The 20,781-nt window shown below is 70.0% G+C and carries 17 protein-coding genes; 8 read left to right on the top strand and 9 right to left on the bottom strand.

Features of this window, described 5'->3' with window-relative positions:
- Positions 1-44: 44 nt before the first annotated feature.
- Positions 45-704, top strand: a complete 660-nt coding sequence (locus ACFWPA_RS06270) for a TetR/AcrR family transcriptional regulator (RefSeq protein ID WP_378569841.1) — start codon at positions 45-47, stop codon at positions 702-704.
- Positions 705-710: 6 nt separating this feature from the next.
- On the opposite strand, the gene ACFWPA_RS06265 is transcribed toward ACFWPA_RS06270, so the two are convergent.
- The gene (locus tag ACFWPA_RS06265; protein ID WP_378507680.1) at positions 711-2,168 is read right to left on the bottom strand and encodes a lipase family protein; all 1,458 of its coding nucleotides are present in this window, start codon (positions 2,166-2,168) and stop codon (positions 711-713) included.
- A 169-nt stretch (positions 2,169-2,337) separates the two neighbouring features.
- Positions 2,338-3,717, bottom strand: a complete 1,380-nt coding sequence (locus tag ACFWPA_RS06260) for an NAD(P)/FAD-dependent oxidoreductase (RefSeq protein ID WP_378507751.1) — start codon at positions 3,715-3,717, stop codon at positions 2,338-2,340.
- A gap of 143 nt (positions 3,718-3,860) precedes the next feature.
- Here ACFWPA_RS06260 and ACFWPA_RS06255 point away from each other — a divergent pair, with 143 nt between their 5' ends.
- A complete protein-coding gene (locus ACFWPA_RS06255; RefSeq protein ID WP_378507679.1) occupies positions 3,861-4,766 on the top strand; it encodes a LysR family transcriptional regulator in 906 nt (301 codons plus the stop codon).
- Positions 4,767-4,796: 30 nt separating this feature from the next.
- Here the strand turns inward: ACFWPA_RS06255 and recR are convergent, their stop codons facing one another.
- Positions 4,797-5,405, bottom strand: coding sequence for a recombination mediator RecR (recR, locus tag ACFWPA_RS06250; protein WP_378507678.1), 609 nt, complete (start codon positions 5,403-5,405; stop codon positions 4,797-4,799).
- A gap of 11 nt (positions 5,406-5,416) precedes the next feature.
- Entirely contained in the window at positions 5,417-5,716 is a 300-nt protein-coding gene (locus tag ACFWPA_RS06245) for a YbaB/EbfC family nucleoid-associated protein (RefSeq protein ID WP_378507677.1), read from the bottom strand.
- A 180-nt stretch (positions 5,717-5,896) separates the two neighbouring features.
- Between ACFWPA_RS06245 and ACFWPA_RS06240 the strand changes: the two genes are divergently transcribed.
- Complete coding sequence (locus tag ACFWPA_RS06240; protein WP_378569873.1) at positions 5,897-6,646, top strand: Rv3717 family N-acetylmuramoyl-L-alanine amidase; 750 nt, start codon at positions 5,897-5,899, stop codon at positions 6,644-6,646.
- Here the strand turns inward: ACFWPA_RS06240 and ACFWPA_RS06235 are convergent.
- Positions 6,639-7,073, bottom strand: a complete 435-nt coding sequence (locus ACFWPA_RS06235) for an SRPBCC family protein (protein ID WP_378507675.1) — start codon at positions 7,071-7,073, stop codon at positions 6,639-6,641. The two genes, ACFWPA_RS06240 and ACFWPA_RS06235, sit on opposite strands and share 8 nt — an antisense overlap.
- Positions 7,074-7,342: 269 nt before the next feature.
- Here ACFWPA_RS06235 and ACFWPA_RS06230 point away from each other — a divergent pair, with 269 nt between their 5' ends.
- Positions 7,343-8,743 carry an FAD-binding oxidoreductase gene (locus tag ACFWPA_RS06230; RefSeq protein WP_378507749.1) on the top strand — a complete coding sequence of 467 codons (1,401 nt, stop codon included), beginning with the start codon at positions 7,343-7,345 and terminating at the stop codon, positions 8,741-8,743.
- A complete protein-coding gene (locus ACFWPA_RS06225; RefSeq protein WP_378507674.1) occupies positions 8,740-10,065 on the top strand; it encodes a class I SAM-dependent methyltransferase in 1,326 nt (441 codons plus the stop codon). Before ACFWPA_RS06230 ends, ACFWPA_RS06225 begins: the two co-directional genes overlap by 4 nt.
- A gap of 62 nt (positions 10,066-10,127) precedes the next feature.
- Here ACFWPA_RS06225 and ACFWPA_RS06220 read toward each other — a convergent pair whose 3' ends face one another.
- From ACFWPA_RS06220 to ACFWPA_RS06210, 3 genes are all read right to left on the bottom strand, one after another.
- Positions 10,128-12,269, bottom strand: a complete 2,142-nt coding sequence (locus ACFWPA_RS06220) for a 3-hydroxyacyl-CoA dehydrogenase NAD-binding domain-containing protein (RefSeq protein ID WP_378507673.1) — start codon at positions 12,267-12,269, stop codon at positions 10,128-10,130.
- A 32-nt stretch (positions 12,270-12,301) separates the two neighbouring features.
- Positions 12,302-13,516 (bottom strand): acetyl-CoA C-acetyltransferase, encoded by a 1,215-nt coding sequence (locus ACFWPA_RS06215; protein ID WP_378507672.1) that lies wholly within the window; start codon positions 13,514-13,516, stop codon positions 12,302-12,304.
- 188 nt (positions 13,517-13,704) lie between these two features.
- A complete protein-coding gene (locus ACFWPA_RS06210) occupies positions 13,705-14,193 on the bottom strand; it encodes a hypothetical protein (protein ID WP_378569840.1) in 489 nt (162 codons plus the stop codon).
- A 270-nt stretch (positions 14,194-14,463) separates the two neighbouring features.
- Between ACFWPA_RS06210 and ACFWPA_RS06205 the strand changes: the two genes are divergently transcribed.
- Together ACFWPA_RS06205 and ACFWPA_RS06200 are read left to right on the top strand one after the other, a co-directional pair.
- A complete protein-coding gene (locus ACFWPA_RS06205; protein WP_378569839.1) occupies positions 14,464-15,387 on the top strand; it encodes an AraC family transcriptional regulator in 924 nt (307 codons plus the stop codon).
- Between the two features lie 82 nt (positions 15,388-15,469).
- Positions 15,470-16,441, top strand: coding sequence for an alpha/beta hydrolase (locus ACFWPA_RS06200; RefSeq protein WP_378507669.1), 972 nt, complete (start codon positions 15,470-15,472; stop codon positions 16,439-16,441).
- 52 nt (positions 16,442-16,493) lie between these two features.
- On the opposite strand, the gene ACFWPA_RS06195 is transcribed toward ACFWPA_RS06200, so the two are convergent.
- Positions 16,494-19,091 carry a DNA polymerase III subunit gamma and tau gene (locus ACFWPA_RS06195; RefSeq protein WP_378569838.1) on the bottom strand — a complete coding sequence of 866 codons (2,598 nt, stop codon included), beginning with the start codon at positions 19,089-19,091 and terminating at the stop codon, positions 16,494-16,496.
- 204 nt (positions 19,092-19,295) lie between these two features.
- On the opposite strand from ACFWPA_RS06195, the gene ACFWPA_RS06190 reads away from it, so the two are divergent.
- Positions 19,296-20,654: an ammonium transporter gene (locus tag ACFWPA_RS06190; RefSeq protein ID WP_378507667.1), complete on the top strand. Its 1,359-nt coding sequence runs from the start codon at positions 19,296-19,298 to the stop codon at positions 20,652-20,654.
- Positions 20,655-20,781 lie beyond the last annotated feature (127 nt).

Genomic DNA, 20,781 nt, shown 5'->3' with positions numbered 1-20,781 from the left:
TGCATAATTGCAACGGTCGTTGTACTTGCGTTAGGATCGTGCCCATGACCAGCGCCAACACCTCGACCGCCGCGAGCCGGACCCGACCCTCCGACAAGCGCACCGCGATCCTCCACGCGGCGAGGAAGGTGTTCGGCCGGGACGGCTTCGCCCGCGCCGGAATCGACGTCATCGCCGCGGAGGCGGGGGCGTCCACCCGCACGCTGTACAACCACTTCGACGGCAAGGAGGCGCTGTTCACCGAGACCGTGACGGCCAGCGCGTCCGAGGTCGCCGAGGCGCAGATCGCGATGCTGGACAGGCATCTCGCCGCCGAGACCGACCTCGAGGCCGCCCTGGTTGGGCTCGGCTTCGACCTGGTGACCAGCAGCGTGCGCGACGAGTTCGCCGACCACTTCGCGATCGTGCGGCAGATCAGCGTCGAAGCCGCGCACTTCCCCGCCGCGTCGCTACGGGCGTGGCAGGAGGCGGGCCCGCGACGCGTGCATCGCGCCGTTGCGGCAGGCTTCGAACGCCTGCAGGCCGAGGGCAGGCTTCGGGTGGCCCAACCTGAGCGCACGGCCCGCCACTACCTGGCGCTGATCAACGCGGAGGTGGCCGATCGCACCGCGGTCGACGGGACGCCGCCGGCCGACGCGGACCTGCGCGCGGGGGTCGCGGACGGGGTCCATGCCTTCCTTGTCGGGTACCTGCCGCGCGCGTGAACGGCGTCAGCACCCGCTCGGCGCAGGCTCCCCCCGCAGTCGCGCATCGACCCAGTCGAACGCGCCGGGATTCCCGGTGAGTTCGCCGATGACGTGCTCGCCGGGCACCTGCCGGTACACGGTGGGCACCCCGAGCCCGCACTGCTCGGCAAAGAGGCGCTGGGTGCCGAGCGCCGGAATCCAGAACTCCTGGCCACCGTTGTAGATGTACAGCGGCGTCCCGGACGGCTTGTTCGTCATCTTCAGCTCCGCAAAGATGCCTTGCGCGACAGGCGAACTCAGAACCTGCTTGATGTTGGCGAGCGCCTCGATCGGGATCCCGGGGACGCCGAGCAGCGCCAGCGTCATCACGCATCCGTTCCGCAGCCCGGACGTGCCGACCCGCTCGCCGAGGTCGTTCATCAGGGTCAGGATCTCGGTCCGCTCCCGCGCCACCCCGAGCACTGCGGCCATGAACAGTCCGCCCGCGAGGTTTCCGTTCATCGTGCGCCCGAGCATGTCGTAGTCGGCGGGCACGCCGCCGATCGCGGCGCCAGCGATGTCCGCCGCCAACTCGGGTGCGTACGCGTCGAGCAGCTTGACCGCGCCGCTGGTCGCGATCGCCCCTCCGGAGTAGCCCATCATCGCGAGCTTGCTCGTCCCGAACTCCGCGGGATACAGGGTGCGCATCCCGCGGATCGTGTCGAGGATCGCGTGCCCGGCGACGAACGGTTCACCGTAGGCCATCCGCGGACCCTCGTGGTCGGGGATGAGCACCGCGTACCCGCGTTCCTCCGCCTTCGCCGTCACCGGCCGCAGCAGCTCGAACGGATTCGTCGACGGCGTGATCCCATGTGCGAGTGTGTACGACGGCGTGCAGTCGCGGCCAAGACCGTTGATCGGGACGTTGTTGACCAGTACCGGACGCGGGCCGGGACCAGCCCACGGGGTGGCGGGCACCACCAGCGTCGCGGTCGCGAAGGACGGGGCCCCGTGCGCGTCGGTGGTCTTGACCTTGAACTGCCGCACCTCGCGGACCGGACCGCGCAGGAGCTGCGACGCCACCGCGGTGACGTCCCGCGTCTCGATGACCTGCCCGTTGGCCATCCCGGGCAGCCCGGGCGGGTAGTCGTCGAAGAATGGGTCGCCGATCGGCGAGGGCAGCACCGCCTGCCACAGCGCGTCCAGGTCCGGATAGGGCGGGTTCGGTGCCGGGACGACGGCGTCGACCAGCGGCGGCAGAACCGATCCCAGCGGGGACCGGGCCAGCGACCCCGTGCCCATCGACCCGGTGATCAGGGTGGTGCCGTTCAGCGGTTGCCCGTCCGACCCGGTGCCGTCGGTGAGCGACCCCGTGCCGACGGACCCCTCACCGCCTGCGCTGCCACTGGACTGGGCAACGGCGGTGCCGCCACCGACCACGACCGTCACCGCAAGGGTGGTGACCCACAGTCGAACCAAGAAGCCCCCGTGCCGGATGCGCATGGCGGCACGCTAGCACCGCCGGGGTGAGCTGTCGCGGCGGTGGGAACACGCGTACTCGGTGTCGACACTTAGGTTTTCGAACTCACGATCCGGCTCCCGAAGGCCGACAACCGCGCCCACCCGGGGGTGAGACGCGGTTGTCGGTGTCGGTCCGTCGGTTCGACGGAGGTCAGGAAACGGTGACGGGCTCCTTCGGAGCGGCGGGGAGCACGCTCTTGATCACCTCGGGCTCGATCGTTGCGTCCGTCGAACCTTGCTCGGCGGCAGTGGGTTCGATGATCGCCTGCTCCTTCTGCGCGTAGTGGAAGTGCGGGCGGCGGTGACCGAGGAACGAACCGCACCACGACATCACCGCGACGTACCGGTTGCGGAAGCCGACCAGGTAGACCATGTGCACGGCGAGCCACAGCACCCAGGCGACGACCCCGGTGAGCTCGATGCTCTTGACCTTGGTGACGGCCCGGAACCGGTTGATGATCGCCATGCTGCCCTTGTCGCGGAACGCGAAGGGGGTGCCGCGCTTGGTCTTCCCGAGGATCGTTCGGGCGACGTGGCGACCGCCCTGCATGGCGACCGGGGACTGCCCGGGCAGATTGTTCAGCGAGGTCATGTCGCCGACCGCGAAGATGTCGGCTCGCCCGCCGACCGTGAGATCCGGGTTGACCAGCAGCCGGCCCGCGCGGTCGGTCTCGCAGCCGGTGGCCTCGGCGAGCACGCGGGCAAAGTCGTTGGCCTGCACGCCCGCCGACCAGATAACGGTCTCTGCGGTCCGCCGGACGCCCTCCTGCTCGCCGTGCGCCTTGAGGGTGGCCCCGTGATCGTCGATGTCGGTGACGAGCGTATTGAGCACCACCTCGACGCCGGACTTCTCGAGCGACGCCTTGGTGTATTCGCTGAGCTTGCCACCGTAGGCGGGCATCGCGACCCCGGCGCCCTCGACGAGGGTGACGGTGACGTCGGCTGCGGTGATTCCGCGGATCGACTGCTCGAAGTAGCGACCCGCCAGCTCCTTGATCTGGCCCGCGAGCTCGACGCCGGTTGCACCGGCACCGATCACGATGAAGCTGAGCAGGTTCTTGCGGCGCTCGAGGTCGCTGGTGGTGTGCGCCTCCTCGAAGCAGCGGACGATCTGGTCGCGCAGCCGCTCCGCGTCGCGCACCGTCTTGAGTGCGTAGGTGACCTTCGAGAACTCATCGCGACCGAAGTACGACTGGCGGGCGCCGGTCGCGGCGACGAGCGAGTCGTAGCCGAGGGTGTGCCGTTCGCCAGCCGCCTCGTAGACGAGCTCCTTGGCCGCGGCGTCGACGCCGACGACCCGGCCGAGCCGGACGTCGGCCGTGGGGTACTTGGCGAGGATGGCCCGCACCGACGGTGCGATCTCGCCCGGGGCGAGGACGCCGGTCGCCACCTGGTACAGCAGGGGCTGGAAGAGGTGCTCGGTGGTCTCGGAGATCAGCACGAAGGGCTTACCCGCCTTGGCCAGCTTCTTCGCCGCCGCAAGGGCACCGAATCCCGACCCAACGATGACGACCTCGGTCCGGTCCTTCACTGCCTCACCCACGAGAAACCTCCTGCTGAATCAACGCTGAATCAGTTCAGATAGCCACGCTAGGTACTTACCCCGGCGGGCCGCCAGGATCCTGGACCATTCGCAATTCAGTTATCGCGTTTGCTCATAAGTAGGATGGTCGGGTGGACTTCCGGCAGCTTCGCTACTTCCTCGCGGTGAGCGAGGAGCTCAGCTTCAGCCGCGCCGCGACGAAGTGCTTCATCTCGCAGTCCGCGATCAGCCATCAGATCGCCAAGCTCGAACACGAACTCGGCACCACGCTCTTCGACCGGTCCACTCGGGTGGTGCGGACCACCCCTGCCGGCTCCCGCCTGGTCCCGATCGCCCAGCAGGTGCTGGCGCTGGAGACCCAGGCACTCGCGGTCGCCAAGGAACCGCGCAACCGGATCCGGATCACCGCGAACATGACCTTCGCACCCCAGAGCCTCGACGCGATCGCCGAGGTGCGCGCCCGCTACCCCGACCTCGACATCGAGTTCGTCATCAAGCGGTTCACCGAGCGGATCGACGCGGTCGCGTCCGGTGACGCCGACATCGCGCTGATCCGCGGGACCGCGGACCGGCCGGGCCTGTCGGCGATCCCGCTCGGCATCGAGGACCTGATGATCGTGACCTCGAGCGAGCATCCGCTGTCGGCGTTCTCCTCCGTCGAACTGGGCGAACTGGCGCCGTACCCGCTGCTGCTGCCGCCGCGGAGCAGTCAGGTGCTGATCCACTCCGTCATCGAGAACGCCTTCGTGGAGGCGGGACGCCGCCCGCGATTCGGCCCGCCCATCGCCCGCGACCACACCGCGATCCTCGACGTCATCAACAATCCCCGGGCCTGGACCGTGCTCTACGCGGGCACGGTGTCGGGCAGCGCGCCACGCACCGGACTGCAGGTGATGCGGGAGGCACAGGGCCGGCTGCAGGTCCCGGTGTGCGGCGTCGTGCGCAGCGGCGAAAACCTCTCCCCCGCAATGGTGTTGCTGGTTGACGCGCTGCGTCACACGATGCCGGGCAACCCCGACGCGGCCGAGCAGGCGTGACCGCCGCCGCCGGGTGCGACGGCGGCGGAGTCACATGGTGCGCCTGCCGGACAGTGCCCGCCCGAGGGTCAGCTCGTCGGCGAACTCCAGGTCGCCGCCCATCGGCAATCCGGACGCGAGCCGGGTGACGGTTAGACCGGGGAAGTCCCGCAGCATCCGCACCAGATAGGTCGCGGTCGCCTCCCCCTCGGTGTTCGGGTCGGTGGCGATGATCACCTCGGCGACATCGACGCCGTCCTCCTGATTGCCGATGCGCGCCAACAACTCCCGAATACGAAGCTGGTCGGGCCCGACCCCGCTGAGCGGATCCAGTGCACCGCCAAGAACGTGGTAGCGCCCACGGAACTCGCGGGTGCGCTCGATCGCCTGCACATCCTTCGGCTCCTCGACCACACAGATGATGGTGCGATCGCGTCGCTCGTCGGAGCAGATCCGGCACCGCTCCTTGTCGGACACCGTCCCGCACACGATGCAGAACTGCACGCCGTCGCGCACCCGCTGGAGTGCGTTCTGCAGCCGCTCGATCTCCGGCGGCTCGACGCCGAGCAGATGGAACGCGATGCGCTGCGCACTCTTCGGCCCGACACCCGGCAGCTTGCCGAGTTCGTCGATCAGATCCTGGACCGGACCCTCGTACACGCTCCGCCTCGCTAGAAGGGAAGTCCGGGCATGCCGCCCGCGAGGGGGCCGAGCTTGCCAGCCGCGATCTCCTGCGCCTTGCCCGCCGCGTCCGCGATGGCACCGATCACCAGGTCCTGCAGTGTTTCCACGTCGTCCGGGTCGACGACCTTCGGGTCGATCGCGAGCGCAACCACCTCGCCCGTTCCCTTGACGGTGGCGGTGACCAGGCCACCACCGGCCTGGCCGGTGACCTCGGTCTGGGCGATCTCGGCCTGCGCGGCCATCAGTTGCTGCTGCATCTGCTGGGCCTGAGCGAGGAGTTGCTGCATATCGGGCTGTCCACCGGGCTGCACGTTTGCGGTCCTTTCTGCGCGTGTGTGCTCGCCAGCGTAGACGCACCCGGCTACGGTGAGCGCGTGCGAGCGACGACGCGGCTACGCCGCCTGTGCGTGATTTTTACCCCGACCGGGGTAAAAATCACGCACGGTGCCGTTTTCGCTGCTGCCGGGCTGGCACTGTCCGGGTGCACCATCCCCGTCGACGGCGTTGCCTCGGCCGGACCCCCGGTCACCTCCGCGGCGCGGGCCGCCGCGGTGACCGAGCCGCCGCAGCTCCCCCTTGCCGGCAGGACGGTGTTCCTCGACCCCGGGCACAGCGGGTCGCAGGACGCCGCGATGACCGCGCAGGTCCCGACCGGGCGGGGCGACACCAAGGACTGTCAGACCACCGGGACCGCCACCGACGCCGGCTACCCGGAGCACACCCTCACCTGGCAGGTGACCGGCCTGCTGCGTACCGAACTGGAGGAGCTCGGCGCCCGGGTGCTGCTCAGCCGCACCGACGACGCGTCCGTCGGCAGCTGCGTCGACGAACGCGCGGCGGCCGCGAACGCAGCCGCCGCGGACGCCGTCGTCGCGGTACACGCGGACGGAGCGGGACCGGACCAGCACGGCTTCCACGTCTGCTATTCGGCGCCGCCGCTCAACGACGTCCAGGCCGGGCCGTCGGTCACCTTCGCCACCGCGATGCGGGACGCGCTCGTCGAGCGGGGCCTGACCCCGTCGACCTACGCCGGGTCGGGCGGGCTGCAGCCGCGCGCCGACCTCGCCGGGCTGAACCTGGCCGAGCGCCCGTCGATCCTGGTGGAACTCGGCAACATGCGCAACGCCGACGAGGCACGACAGATGACGGACGAGGGCGGCCGCGCACGCTACGCGACCGCCCTCGCCCAGGGCATCTCCCGGTACCTCGTCAGCTGAGTTCGCGAGCCAGCTTCGCGAGGACCTCCGCCTGAATCTTCTTGAGGCCCAGCGGCGCGAAGGTCCGCTCAAAGAATCCGCCGATGCCACCGGCACCGTTCCACGCCGTGGTGGTGGTGACCGTGGACCCCGAACCGTGCGGGGTGACCGTCCAGGTCGTCACCATGCTCGAGTTGGCGTCGGTCTCCGTCACGGTGTCCCCCGACACGGTGATCGTGGCCGTGACATTGCGGGTGCGCTTCTCCGTCGCCTTGAGCGCCCAGGACGCGACGGTTCCCGCGCCCTGCCCGCCCTCGAGCACGCGGTAGTCGGAATAGTGCTCCGACAGGATCCGAGGACGGACGGTCTGGTAGTCCGCGATCGCCGCGAGGGCCGCCTCCGGAACCGCTGCGACCTCGACCGAGCTGCTGGCACTGACCTGTCCCACCGGGTTCTCCTCACTACTGACGGGCCGGCACCGCGCCGCCCACGCATCCACCCATCGTGCCTGGTCCGTCACGGTCCCGGCCACCTTCCCCGAGACGGCTGTGCCTCGTATCACAGCTTCGGCGTTGCCGCGCGGCGAGGCGGCGATTTCGCGACGCGCTGCCACCTTCCATCGCCCGGAAGCCGGTCAGGGGATAGCGTCGAAGAGTGGCAGTCACTTCCAGTGCATTCCGCAGGCGATCGACCCGGCGATCGACCACTCCGCTCGAGATCGGGCCGCAGGCCCACCGTGCGGGGGTCGACCGCCTGTTGGCGAGCTACCACGCCATCCCGCCCGCCGCTGCCGTGCGGCTCGCGAAGAAGACGTCGAACCTCTTCCGTGCCCGCGCGAAGACGAATGCGCCCGGGCTCGACGTGTCCGGCCTGGACCGGGTGATCTCCGTCGACCCCGATGCCCGCACCGCCGACGTCGCCGGCATGTGCACCTACGAGAACCTCGTCGCCGCGACGCTGCCCTACGGGCTGGCGCCGCTGGTCGTGCCCCAACTCAAGACGATCACCCTCGGCGGTGCCGTCACCGGCCTCGGCATCGAGTCCACGTCCTTCCGGAACGGCCTGCCGCACGAGTCCGTGCTTGAGATCGACGTTCTCACCGGCAGCGGCGAGATCGTCACCGCGACGCCCGACGGCGAGCACGCGGACCTGTTCTACGGCTTCCCCAACTCCTACGGCACCCTCGGCTACTCGACCCGACTGCGGATTCGGCTGGAACCGGTCAAACCCTTTGTCGCCCTGCGTCACCTGCGGTTCGACGACGTCGAGACGCTGCAGTCCACGATGGACACCATCGCCCGCACCCGCCTGCACGACGGCGTCGCCGTCGACTATCTCGACGGCGTCGTGTTCTCCGCGACCGAGTCGTACCTGACGCTCGGCACGCAGACCGACGAGCCGGGACCGGTGTCCGACTACACCGGCATGGACATCTACTACCGGTCCATCCAGCACGAGTCGGTGAACCACCCGAAGACCGACCGGCTGACGATCCACGACTACCTGTGGCGGTGGGACACCGACTGGTTCTGGTGCTCACGCGCGTTCGGCACCCAGAATCCGCGGATCCGCCGGTGGTGGCCGAAGCGCTACCTGCGCAGCAGCTTCTACTGGAAGCTGATCGGGCTCGACCAGCGGTACGACATCGGCGACCGGCTCGAGCAGCGCAAGGGGCTGCCGCCGCGGGAGCGGGTCGTGCAGGACGTCGAGGTCCCGATCGAGCGGACCGCCGACTTCGTGCACTGGTTCCTCCGGGAGATTCCGATCGAGCCCATCTGGTTGTGCCCGCTGCGGCTGCGCGAACCGGCGCCCACCGGCGCGGCGGCCGACCGGCCGTGGCCGCTGTACCCCCTCGAACCGAAACGCACGTACGTCAACATCGGGTTCTGGTCGTCGGTGCCGATCGTCCCCGGCGAACCCGAGGGGGCAACGAACCGTCGCATCGAGCGCACGGTGACCGAGTTCGACGGGCACAAGTCGCTGTACTCGGACGCCTACTACGCGAAGGACGAGTTCACCGCCCTCTACGGCGGCGAACGTTACGAGGAACTGAAGAGGAAGTACGACCCGAACTCACGACTATTGGACCTGTATTCGAAGGCGGTGCAACGCAAGTGACCACATTCAAGGACTCGAGGACCGCATCCCGGAAGGACGGCACCGACGCAGGAAGGCTGTCGATCGCCGAGATCCTCGAGATCGTCGTCGGCAAGGACCTACCGGTGTACTTCACCGCGTACGACGGCAGCTCGCTCGGCTCAACCGATGCGAAGTTCCACCTGAATCTCCGCTCCCCCCGCGGCACGACGTACCTGGTGACGGCACCCGGTGATCTGGGCCTAGCCCGGGCATACATCTCCGGCGACCTCGAGATCGTCGGCGCGCATCCCGGCAATCCGTACGAGGTGCTCCGGGTACTCGGCGAGCAACTGCACTTCAGCCGCCCCACCCCCCGCGAACTGGCCCAGATCACCCGATCCCTCGGGTGGGACGTCCTCAAGCCGATCGCTCCCCCGCCGCAGGAATCGCTGCCGCGGTGGCGGCGCATCGCGGAGGGCCTGCGGCACTCCAAGACCCGCGACGCGGAATCGATCCACCACCACTACGACGTCTCCAACGCCTTCTACGAGAAGGTTCTCGGCCCGTCGATGACGTACACCTGCGCCGCGTACGAGTCGGAGGAGCAGTCCCTCGAGGGTGCCCAAGAAAACAAGTACCGGCTGGTGTTCGACAAGCTGAACCTGGCGAAGGGCGACCGTCTCCTCGACATCGGGTGTGGGTGGGGCGGAATGGTTCGGTACGCCGCCCGCCGCGGGGTCAAGGTGATCGGCGCGACGCTGTCCGCCGAGCAGGCCGAGTGGGCACAGCGGGCGATCGCGGCCGAGGGCCTGTCGGATCTGGCGGAGGTCCGGCACTCCGACTACCGGGACATCGCCGAGACCGGATTCGACGCGGTGTCGTCGATCGGCCTGACCGAGCACATCGGGGTCGCGAACTACCCCGCCTACTTCGGGTTCATCAAGTCGAAGCTGCGGGACGGCGGCCTGATGCTCAACCACTGCATCACCCGACCGGACAACAAGCACAACGCAAGGGCGGGCGGGTTCATCGACCGGTACGTGTTCCCGGACGGGGAGCTGACCGGCTCGGGCCGCATCATCACCGAGGTCCAGGATGTCGGGCTGGAGGTGCGGCACGAGGAGAACCTGCGCGAGTCCTACGCGCTGACGTTGGCCGGCTGGTGCCGCAACCTCGAGGCCAACTGGGACGAGTGCGTCGCCGAGGTCGGGGAGGGCACCGCGAAGGTGTGGGGCCTGTACATGGCGGGATCGCAGCTCGGCTTCGAACGCAACGTGGTGCAGTTGCATCAGGTCCTCGCCGTCAGGGTCGGCCGCGACGGGAACGCGAACGTCCCCCTCCGCCCCTGGTGGAAGCCCTAGAACCGACGAATCGAGGGCCCTCGCCGGCCGGGAATCCGGACGACGAGGGCCCCCGACTGCGGTCAGCCCTTGAGCGACGCGGGCGGGGTGAAGCGCTCGCCGTACTTCGCTGCGAGCTCCTCGGCGCGGGCGACGAAGCCCGCCTTGCCGCCCGGGTAGCCGGTGACGAACTGGCTCACGCCGCCGGTCCAGGCCGGGTAGCCGATGCCCATGATGGAGCCGATGTTGGCGTCGGCGGTGGACGTGATGACGCCCTCGTCGAAGCACTTGACCGTCTCGATCGCCTCGATGAACAGCATCCGGTCGATCAGGTCCTGGATCGGCGGGGTCGCCGAACCCGACTCGAAGTGGTCCCGCAGGCCCTGCCACAGGCCGGTGCGCTTGCCGTCCGCGTAGTCGTAGAAGCCGGCACCGCCCAGGCGGCCCTTGCGGTCGTTGCCCTCAACCAGGTAGTTGATGACGTCGCCTGCCGGGTCGGCGGGCAGCGTCTTGCCCTCGGCGAGCGCGGCGGCCTTCGACTCGGCGCGGATCTTCTGCATCAGCGTCAGGTTCAGCTCGTCCGACAGCTGCAGCGGCGCCGCCGGGTAGCCGGCCTGCATGCCGGCCTGCTCGATGGTGGCCGGCTCGATGCCCTCGGCGACCATCCCGATCGCCTCGTTGACGAACGTGCCGATGACGCGGGAGGTGAAGAAGCCCCGCGAATCGTTGACCACGATCGGGGTCTTGCGGATCTTCTGCACGAAGTCGAAGACCCGGGCGAGGGTCTCGTCCGTGGTCTTCTCGCCGCGGATGATCTCGACCAGCGGCATCTTGTCGACCGGGGAGAAGAAGTGGATGCCGATGAAGTCCTCCGGCCGCTTGACGCCGGTCGCCAGGTCGGTGATCGGCAGCGTCGAGGTGTTCGAGCCGAGCAGGGCGTCGGCGTCGACGATGTCCTCGATCTCGGCGAAGACCTTCTTCTTCAGCTCGGGCGACTCGAAAACGGCCTCGACGACGAAGTCGACACCGGCGAAGTCGGCGGCGTCCGCGGTCGGGGTGATGAGGTCAAGGAGGGCCTTCGACTTCTCCTCGGTGGTCTTGCCGCGCGAGAGCGCCTTGGCCTCGATCTTCTCCGCGTAGCCCTTGCCCCGCTCAGCGGCGGCGAGCTCGACGTCCTTGAGCACCACCGGGATTCCGGCCTTCGCGCACACGTACGCGATGCCCGCGCCCATCATGCCCGCGCCGAGGACGCCGACCTTCTTGATTTCCCGCTTCGGGATGTCCTTCGGACGCGACGCGCCGGAGCCGATGGCCTGCATGTCGAAGAAGAACGCCTGGATCATGTTCTTCGCGACGTCGCCGGTGACCAGCGAGGTGAAGTAGCGGGACTCGATCTTGAGCGCGTTGTCGATGTCGACCTGGCTGCCCTCGACCGCGGCGGCGAGGATCGCGCGCGGTGCGGGCATGTTGGCGCCCTTGAGCTGCTTGCGCAGGTTCGCCGGGATGGCGGGCAGGTTCGCCGCGAACGCCGGGGTGGACGGGGTGCCGCCGGGGATCTTGAAGCCCTTCTCGTCCCACGGCTGGGTGCCCTTGTCCGGGTTGGCCGTGATCCACGCCTTCGCCGCGGGGACCAGCTCCTCGACGGAGGCGACGACCTCGTCGATGACGCCAGCGGCGAGGGCCTGCTGCGGCGCCCGCTGCTGACCCTGCAGCAGGTGCTGAGTCAGCGCGGTCATGATGCCGAACTTGCGGACCATGCGGACCACGCCGCCGCCGCCGGGCAGCAGGCCGAGGGTGACCTCGGGCAGACCGATCTTGACGCCCCGGACATCCGCGGCGATCCGGTGGTGGGTGGCGAGGGCGATCTCGAGGCCGCCGCCGAGCGCGGCACCGTTGATGCAGGTGACGACCGGCTTGCCGAGGGTCTCGAGGCGACGCAGGTCGGCCTTGAGGTTCAGGCTGTGGTGGTAGATGTGCTCGGCGTCGGCCGGGCCCGCCTTGATCATGTTCTTCAGGTCGCCGCCGGCGAAGAAGGTCTTCTTGCCGGAGGTGAGCACGACACCGGTGATGGTGTCCTTCTCCGCGTGCAGCCGGTCCACGGTCGCGCGCATCGACGCGATGTACCGGTCGTTCATGGTGTTCGCGCCCTGGTTCGGGTCGTCGATGGTGAGCACGACGATGCCGTCGGCGTCCTGCTCCCAGGCGATGATGTTCTGTTCGCTCACTGTTTCGTCTCTCCTGATCGGTGTCGTGAGCGTCAGACGCGCTCGATGATGGTGGCCACGCCCATGCCGCCGCCGATGCACAGCGTCACCAGGGCGCGCTTGGCGCCGCGGCGCTCGAGCTCGTCGACCATGGTGCCGGTGATCATGGCGCCGGTCGCGCCGAGCGGGTGGCCCATCGCGATCGCGCCGCCGTTGACGTTCAGCTTCTCGTCCGGGATCTTCAGGTCCTTCTGGAACTTCATCGCGACCGAGGCGAATGCCTCGTTGATCTCGAACAGGTCGATGTCGTCGACGGTCAGCCCGGCCTGGGCGAGCACCTTGTGCGCTGCCGGGGTCGGTCCGGTGAGCATGATCGTGGAGTCGGCGCCGGAGGTCGCGGTCGCGACGACGCGGGCCCGCGGGGTCAGGCCCATCTCCTTGCCTGCCCGCTCGGAGCCGACGAGCACCAGCGCGGCACCGTCGACGATGCCGGAGCTGTTGCCACCGTGGTGGACGTGGTTGATCTTCTCGACCCAGTGGTACTTCTGCAGCGCAACCGCGTCGAAGCCGCCCATCTCTCCGATGCCGGCAAACGCCGGAGCCAGGCCTGCGAGCGATTCGACAGTGGTGCCGGGACGCATGTGCTCGTCCTGGTCGAGGACGGTGACACCGTTGATGTCCTTGACCGGGACGACGGACTTGGCGAAGTAGCCGCCCGCCCACGCCTTCGCCGCAAGGTCCTGCGAGCGGGCCGCGTAGGTGTCGACGTCCTCGCGGGTGAAGCCCTCCATGGTGGCGATCAGGTCGGCGCCGATGCCCTGCGGCACCAGGTAGGTGTCGAAGTTGGTGGCCGGGTCCTGCATCCAGGCGCCGCCGTCGGAGCCCATCTTCACCCGGGACATCGACTCGACGCCGCCGGCGATGACCAGTTCGTCCCAGCCGGACCGCACCTTCTGCGCGGCCATGTTCACGGCCTCGAGGCCGGAGGCACAGAAGCGGTTGATCTGCACGCCGCCGACCGTCTCGGGCAGGCCCGCGACGGTCACTGCGGTGCGGGCGATGTCGGCGCCCTGGTCGCCGAGCGGGGACACGACGCCGAGGACCATGTCGGAGATGCGGTTCTCGTCCAGGTTCGGGAAGCGGGTGCGCAGCTCGGCGACCAGGCCGGTGACCAGGTCGATCGGCTTCACCGAGTGCAGCGAGCCGCTGGCCTTTCCCTTGCCGCGTGGGGTGCGGATGGCTTCATAAATGAATGCCTCTGTGGTCACGGTGTTCCTTCCTGTGCGCGGCGCGGCGGCCGCGGGCGTGCGGTCTTCTGCAGGTCCAACGGGTGCCGGGCGCCGTGTGCCCCGGCCCGAGGCAGACACCCCGATGCTCGCCATAGTAGAACGTGTTCCAAAAAGAGGTCCAGGACCGAAGCGAGCGAGGTCCATGACCATTGCGATCGCCGCGACCGTCAGATCGAGCGCAGCCCCTGGGAGGTGAGGGTGAACTCGCACCAGCACTCGACCCGCCCGGCAGCGCCCGGCCGCACGGCCAGCGGAGCCCGCCCGGACCGCGAGATGGGCGGCGAGATCGGCGGCAGCCCGGGCAGCGGGACGAGGCGGACATCGAGGGGTGCGTAGCCCTCGGCCCGCACGACCACCCGCAGGTGCTCGTCCGCGTCACCGGCGACCAGGTCGAAGCCGCCACGCTCACAGGTGGCAGCGGAGCCGTTCGGTTGGCCCGTCCGACCGGTGTCGAGCTGGGCGTCGTCGGCGGGATGCCACCACTCCAGCCGCGCACCGTGGATCGGCTCACCGGCATGGCCTCGGACCACGCCGAGCATGCGCAGCGTGCCCACCCGCCGGGCGGGCGGCTCCGGCGCGGGGACCAGCGTCAGCCTCGCCCGACTCGGTGACTCGTCGCCATTCGGGCCCGAGGACTCGAGTCGGTGCAACGGCATGTCACGCCCTCCCTCGTCGTGGCATCGCCCATCGAACCCGGGCCGAGTGTTCCCCGACGTTACGGCATGACGACCGCGGCCGCGATCCGCCGCGCGCGGCCGCTGGACACATTGCGCAGCCGATTCGGGCGGTCGGGTTCGTCCGGTTCGCGGGTGCGTGCCGCGGGTCGGTGGTGGAATGGAACGACGGCGGTCCCCCCGAAGGAGACTGTCGGTCAACGGAATGACGGCCGCTCCCCGCCGGGATGGCCATCGGACGGGAGGTCACCGGTGGTCACACCCCGCGTCGTCCCCACGGACTGGGGCGCGGCATCGCGGCTCGTCGCGGACGCGTACTTCCCGCACACGCTGACCCGGTTGTCCCGCGACAGCACCGCGGGGGCAGTGGTCCACACCGCGGAGCTGGGTCCGATCCGACTGGCCGGTATCGGCTGGGGCGCCGACGTCACGGTCGAGTCCGCCCATCCCGGCGGCTACGCCGTCAACATCCCGATCTCGGGTCACCTGACGTCGGTCACCGCGGGCGTGGAGGTGACCTCCCCGGTCGGGTGGGCGACCGTCTGCCCACCCGACACCGACACCCACATCACGGGATGGAACCGGGCCTGCCGGATTCTGGGTGTCGGCATCGACCGCGCCCATCTCGACCGCGAAATGCTGCGGGTACTCGAGACGGAACGGCGGCTGCCTCTGCAGATCGACCTCACAACGCCGGAGGGCGCGAGCTGGCTGCGCCTGGTCACCTCGCTCGCGCGGCAGCTGTCGGACGATCCGGGGGTGCTGAGCAATCCGCTGGTCGCCGAGCATCTCGCAGGCGCCGTGACGTCGGCGCTGATCCTCGCCGCGACACCGGCGGCGCCTGCCCCGGCCCCACGGCCCCGCATCGTCAAACGGGTGCTCGACGCCCTGCAGGCCGACCCGGGGCGGGCGTGGACGGCGGGCGACATGGCCGAATGCGCGGGGGTCGGGGTCCGTCGACTGCAAGCAGGGTTCCGCCGCCACGTCGGCCGCAGCCCCTCCGAGTGCCTGCTCGACATCCGCCTGGAACGGGCGCACGAGGAGCTCGTGGCCGCCGAACCGAGCCGCACGGTCACCGACATCGCGCGGCAGTGGGGGTTCACCCACCCCGGACGGTTCGCGGCGGCCTACCGCGGCAGGTACGGCACCTCGCCGTCCCAGGTGCTGCGGGGCTGACTCCGGCGGTTACCCGACGGACCCGGCCCGGGCGCCCTATCGTGTGCGTGACACACGGTCACATACAGGTAGGGGGTCGCCCATGCGTACCGGCGAGAACACCGTCTGGCATTGGGACGTCAGCGCCCGCGCGCGACTGATCTCGGGATTCGCGAAGGTCGTCATGAAGCCGCTGTTCACGGCGTGGCCCACGACCGACGCGGGCATCCGGATGCTGGCGCGGCTGGAGACCTTCGTGGACGGCCTGCCCGCGCCGCCGCACACCGAGGTGACCGACGTGACCCTCGGCGGCGTGCCCTGCGAACGGGTCGTGCACGGTGCCGCGGCGACCGATGCGCTCACCGACGGCACGATCATGTACCTGCATGGCGGCGGGTTCGTGTTCTGCGGCCGCGGCACCCATCGCAGTCTGTGCGCGCTGCTGTCCGCCCGCGCCGGGGTGCCGGTGATCTCGGTGGAGTACCGGCAGTTGCCGGGCGGCGGGGTCGGCACCTCCATCTCCGACGCGATGGCCGCGTACCGGGCGGTGCTGGAGTCCTGCCCGGACCCGACGAGGGTGATCGTCGCAGGCGACTCCGCGGGCGGCTACCTCGCGATGAAGGTCGCCGAGCTCGCCGCGCTGCAGGGGTTGCCGCGTCCGGCGGCGGTGATCGGCTACTCCCCGCTGCTGAGTGTGCACCTTGAGCGGCACGACCCCCGGTTCATGCGCAAGGACGCGTATCTGCCGATGAGCCAGGTGGCGAAGCTCAAGGACCGCTGGCTCGGCGGGCCCGACGCCATCGTCGGTGTGGATTCCCCCGTCGACGCCGACCCGGCGCTGCTGCCGCCGGTGTTCCTCTCCTGCGCGGAGTACGAACTGATGCGCCCCGACGTCGAACTGCTGACCACCCGGCTCGAACAGGCCGGGCGCCCGGTCGAAACGCACCTGTGGAGCGGGCAGATCCACGCCTTCCCGGTGCTGGGCACGATCCTGCGGGAGAGCCGCGACCTCGTCGCGCTCAGCGTCGATTTCGCCCGCGCCAACCTCGCGTCGCAGCGGAGGGCATCGGCCTGACCCGTCTCGTCTCGACATCGAGGCGGGGCGCCGGGATCGTCGCGGGCAGGGCCTACCCGTCGAGCGGCTTCGCGCCGAGCATGTCCGACAGCAGCTCGATCGCCACCTCCTGCGGATCACGGCGTACCGACGGATCGGCCGGTTCCGCGGCCTCCGCCATCATCTCTTCCTCGTCCTCCGCCGTCACCGACTGCGGGGACGGGGGGTCGACGTCCGGCGGCGGCCCCGGATCGTCCGGGTAGTCGGGTTCCTCGGGCGGCGGGATGTCGTCGACCGGGGACTGTGCCGCCGGTTCGAGCCGGGGGCGTGCCTCCTGCGGCGCGGACCCGGACTGGCTCGGCCGCGAGAACCGCGGGGTGCCCTCCGCCTTCGGCTGGGCCCGCGGCGCCGCGGGCCTGCTCGGGGCGTCGTGATCGGGTGCACCGACGTGAAGGTCGACGGCCCAATCCCCACCGAACACCTCGCGCATCGCCTGTCGGATGATGTCGGCGTTGCGCGATTCGATCAGACGCTTGGCGACCGGTGCGTAGGCGTGGGCAAGCACCACAGTGCCGTTCTCGACGGCCTGAACGGTGGCGCCGGACAGCATCGCCTCGACGGGCCTGCTCTGATCGCGCACCTTGCTGCGCACCTCCGACCACCGTGCGGCGACGGTGGCTAGGTCCGCGGTTCCCCCGGTCGACGCCGACTCGGCCCTCTCCGGCTCCGATTCGGCAGGCGGCGTCTGCAGGGCTGCCGCTTCCGGATCGGCCAGGTCGGCGGTGGCGTGGGTGTCCCCGGAATGCACCACCGGCTGGGCGATGTCGTCGGCGTCCGGCGCCGCAGTGGCGACCGCCGGTGCCGGTTCCGGCTCGGGGGCCGACGCGGGCTCCGGCAGCAAGGATTCGGGCGGCGGGGTTTCGGACGACGGGGTTTCGGACGGCACGAGCTCCGGCTGCACGGGAAGCGGCGGCGGGGGCTCCGCGGGAGCATGTCCCGAGGTCGTGGTGTCCGACGGCACGGCGTCCGTCGGCACGGCGTCCGTCGGCATGGCATTCGTCGGCATGGCATTCGTCGGCACGGACTCCGCGGCGACCGGAACCGTGGGCACCGTGCCGGTTTCCTCGGACCCGGGGCGTACCGCCGGCGGCGTCGGGCCGGTGGACCGGGGCTGCGCCGATCCCACGGCGGAGGGGGCCGGGCCCGACGAGGACAGTGCCGCGGCGGCGGCCCGGGCGCGGTCGGCCGCGGCCGTCGCTGCGGCCGCGACCTCGGTCGCGGCCTTCGCCAGGGCCGCTGCCTCCAGTTCCGCAGCCGCCACCTGGGCCCGAGCCTCGGCCTGCGCACGGGCGGCGGCCGCCGCAACGCGTTCCGCGGCCTCGTCGCTGGCGGTCTCGCGGGCCGGGGGGGCCGTCGGTGCGGGATCCGGCTCCGCCTGCCGACGCTGGGACGGCCGCTGGAACCGCGGCGCCGCCTCGTCCGCCTGCCGGGTCTGCGCCGGAGCCGACGCCTGCACCGCGCCCCCACCCGCTTCCAGTCGTTCGAGCCGCTGCAGGACCGCCGACTCCGCGTCGGACGCGGACGGCAGCAGCATCCGGGCGCAGATCACCTCGAGCAGCAGTCGCGGCGCCGTCGCCCCCCGCATCTCCCCGAGACCGGCGTGCAGCAGATCCGCGTACCTCGCCAACGTCGCGGGGCCGAGTCGCTCCGACTCCTCCCGCATCCGGTCGAGCACGTCCCCTGGAGCGTCGACCAGTCCACGCTCACCCGCGGCGGGCACCGCACGCATCAGGATCAGGTCGCGGATCCGCTCGAGCAGGTCGACCGCGAACCGCCGTGGATCGTGCCCGGCGTCCATCACCTTGTCGACGGTGCCGAACAGCGCTGCCCCATCCCCGGCCGCGAGCGCGTCGACCGCCTCATCGATCAGGGCGACGTCGGTGACCCCCAGCAGCGCCAACGCCCGGGCATAGGTGACGCCCTCATCTCCTGCGCCGGCCAGCAGCTGATCGAGCACGCTGAGCGAGTCCCGAGGCGAACCGCCCCCGGCGCGGATCACCAGCGGATACACGGCGTCCGCCACCGCAACCTGCTCCTGCTCACAGATCTTCTCCAGCAGCCCGCGCATGGCGTTCGGGGCAAGCAGCCGGAACGGATAGTGGTGGGTGCGCGACCGGATTGTCGCCAGCACCTTCTCCGGTTCGGTGGTTGCGAACACGAAGATCAGGTGCTCCGGCGGCTCCTCGACGATCTTGAGCAGGGCGTTGAAGCCCTGCGTCGTGACCATGTGCGCCTCGTCGACGATGAAGATGCGGTACCGCGACTCGGCAGGCGCATAGAAGGCGCGGTCCCGAAGTTCGCGGGTGTCGTCGACGCCGCCGTGACTCGCTGCGTCCAGTTCGATGACGTCGAGGTTGCCTGCGCCGCCGGGGCCGAGCGCGACACACGAATGGCACGTCCCGCACGGCGTCGACGTCGGCCCCTGCACGCAGTTGAGCGACCGGGCGAGGATGCGGGCGGAGGAGGTCTTGCCGCAGCCGCGCGGTCCGGAGAACAGGTACGCGTGGTTGATGCGTCCCGCGTCAAGGGCAGTGCTCAGCGGCTCGGTGACATGCTCCTGCCCGACCACCTCCGCGAAGGTCGCCGGTCGATATTTCCGGTAGAGGGCCACGCCGTGAGGGTACCGGCGGGGTCCGACATCCGGCCCATTGGCGCCCGCGCCGCGGGTCGTCGGCCGCGCGGGATCGACTCACCACGGCAGCGGGGGTGTGAGGAAGGCGAAACACACTCGCAACGCCGCGGCAGTGCATGCGAAACCCCGGCAGCGGATTGTCGGCTGCGGCGTGCGAGCCGACCGCACGCAGAGGAGGCTGACGTGCAGACGATCGACGCTGGCGATACCGCCTGGCTGCTGGTGAGCACCGCGCTGGTGCTGCTGATGACCCCGGGTCTCGCCCTCTTCTACGGCGGCATGGTGCGGTCCAAGGGCGTGCTCAACATGATCATGATGAGTTTCGTCGCGATCGCACTGGTCACGGTCGTGTGGCTGGTGGTCGGATACAGCCTGGTCTTCGGCGACGACATCGGCGGCGGACTGCTCGGCGGGCTCGAACACATCGGGATGGCCGGGATCTCACCCGACACCCTGCACGGCACCGTTCCCGAACTGCTGTTCGCGACCTTTCAGCTGACGTTCGCGATCCTCACCGCCGCCCTGATCAGCGGTGCGATCGCGGACCGCGCGAAGTTCTCGTCGTGGATGCTGTTTGTGCCGGTGTGGGCGCTGCTCGTCTACGTGCCCGTCGCGCACTGGGTGTGGGGACCGGACGGCTGGATCGCGGCACTCGGGGCGCTCGACTACGCGGGCGGACTGGTCGTCGAGATCGTTTCCGGTGCGTCGGGACTCGCGCTGGCGCTGGTGCTCGGGCAACGGATCGGGTTCCGGAGCGAACCGATGCGCCCCCACAACCTCCCCCTCGTGCTGCTCGGTGTCGGCCTGCTGTGGTTCGGCTGGTTCGGGTTCAACGCCGGGTCCGCGCTCGGCGCGAACGGCACCGCCGCCGCCGTCTTCGTCAACACCCTGGTTGCGGGCTGCACCGGCATGCTCGGCTGGATGATCGTCGAGCAGCGGCGGGACGGCCACCCGACCACGTTCGGCGCGGCGTCCGGCGTCGTCGCCGGCCTCGTCGCGATCACCCCGTCCTGCGGGTGGGTGACCATCCTTGGCGCCGCGGTGGTCGGCACCCTCGCCGGCGTCGTCTGCTCGTTCGCGGTCGGCTGGAAGTTCCGGTTCGGCTACGACGACTCGCTCGACGTGGTCGGAGTGCACCTGGTCGGCGGCATCGTCGGCACCCTGGCAATCGGCCTCCTGGCCGCGCAGGTGATGACGCACGGCCCGGAGGGACTCCTCTACGGCGGTGGCCTCGGGCAGCTCGGCAAGCAGGCGCTCGCGGTCGCGGTGGTCGGGCTGTACGCGTTCGGTGTCACCTACGCGATCGGGAAGGTGATCGACCGGGTCGTCGGCTTCCGCGTCACCGCCGAGCAGGAGACCAGCGGCATCGACCTGGCGTTGCATGCCGAATCCGCGTACGAGCACGCGGTCCTCGCGCACGGCGGCCCGGGAGGACTGGGGTCCGGGATCTTCGGTAGCCATCCGGGCATGGTCGCCGGACGGGACGACCGCCCCGATCGTGAGGACCCGGACCTGGACGACGTCGGCCCCACCCGCGGCTGATCGAACGGGCGGTCTTCCAGTGGCGGACCAATTCATGTCACGCACATAGATTTTCGAGTGTGCACAGACCCTTTCGACGCACAATTCCTCTGTACACGCACGAAAAGGTCTGTGCACACGGCAGGTA

This window comes from Rhodococcus sp. NPDC058505 (genome assembly GCF_042720095.1).
Classification (GTDB): Bacteria; Actinomycetota; Actinomycetes; order Mycobacteriales; family Mycobacteriaceae; genus Rhodococcus_G.
This window is presented reverse-complemented; position numbering and strand designations above follow the sequence as displayed.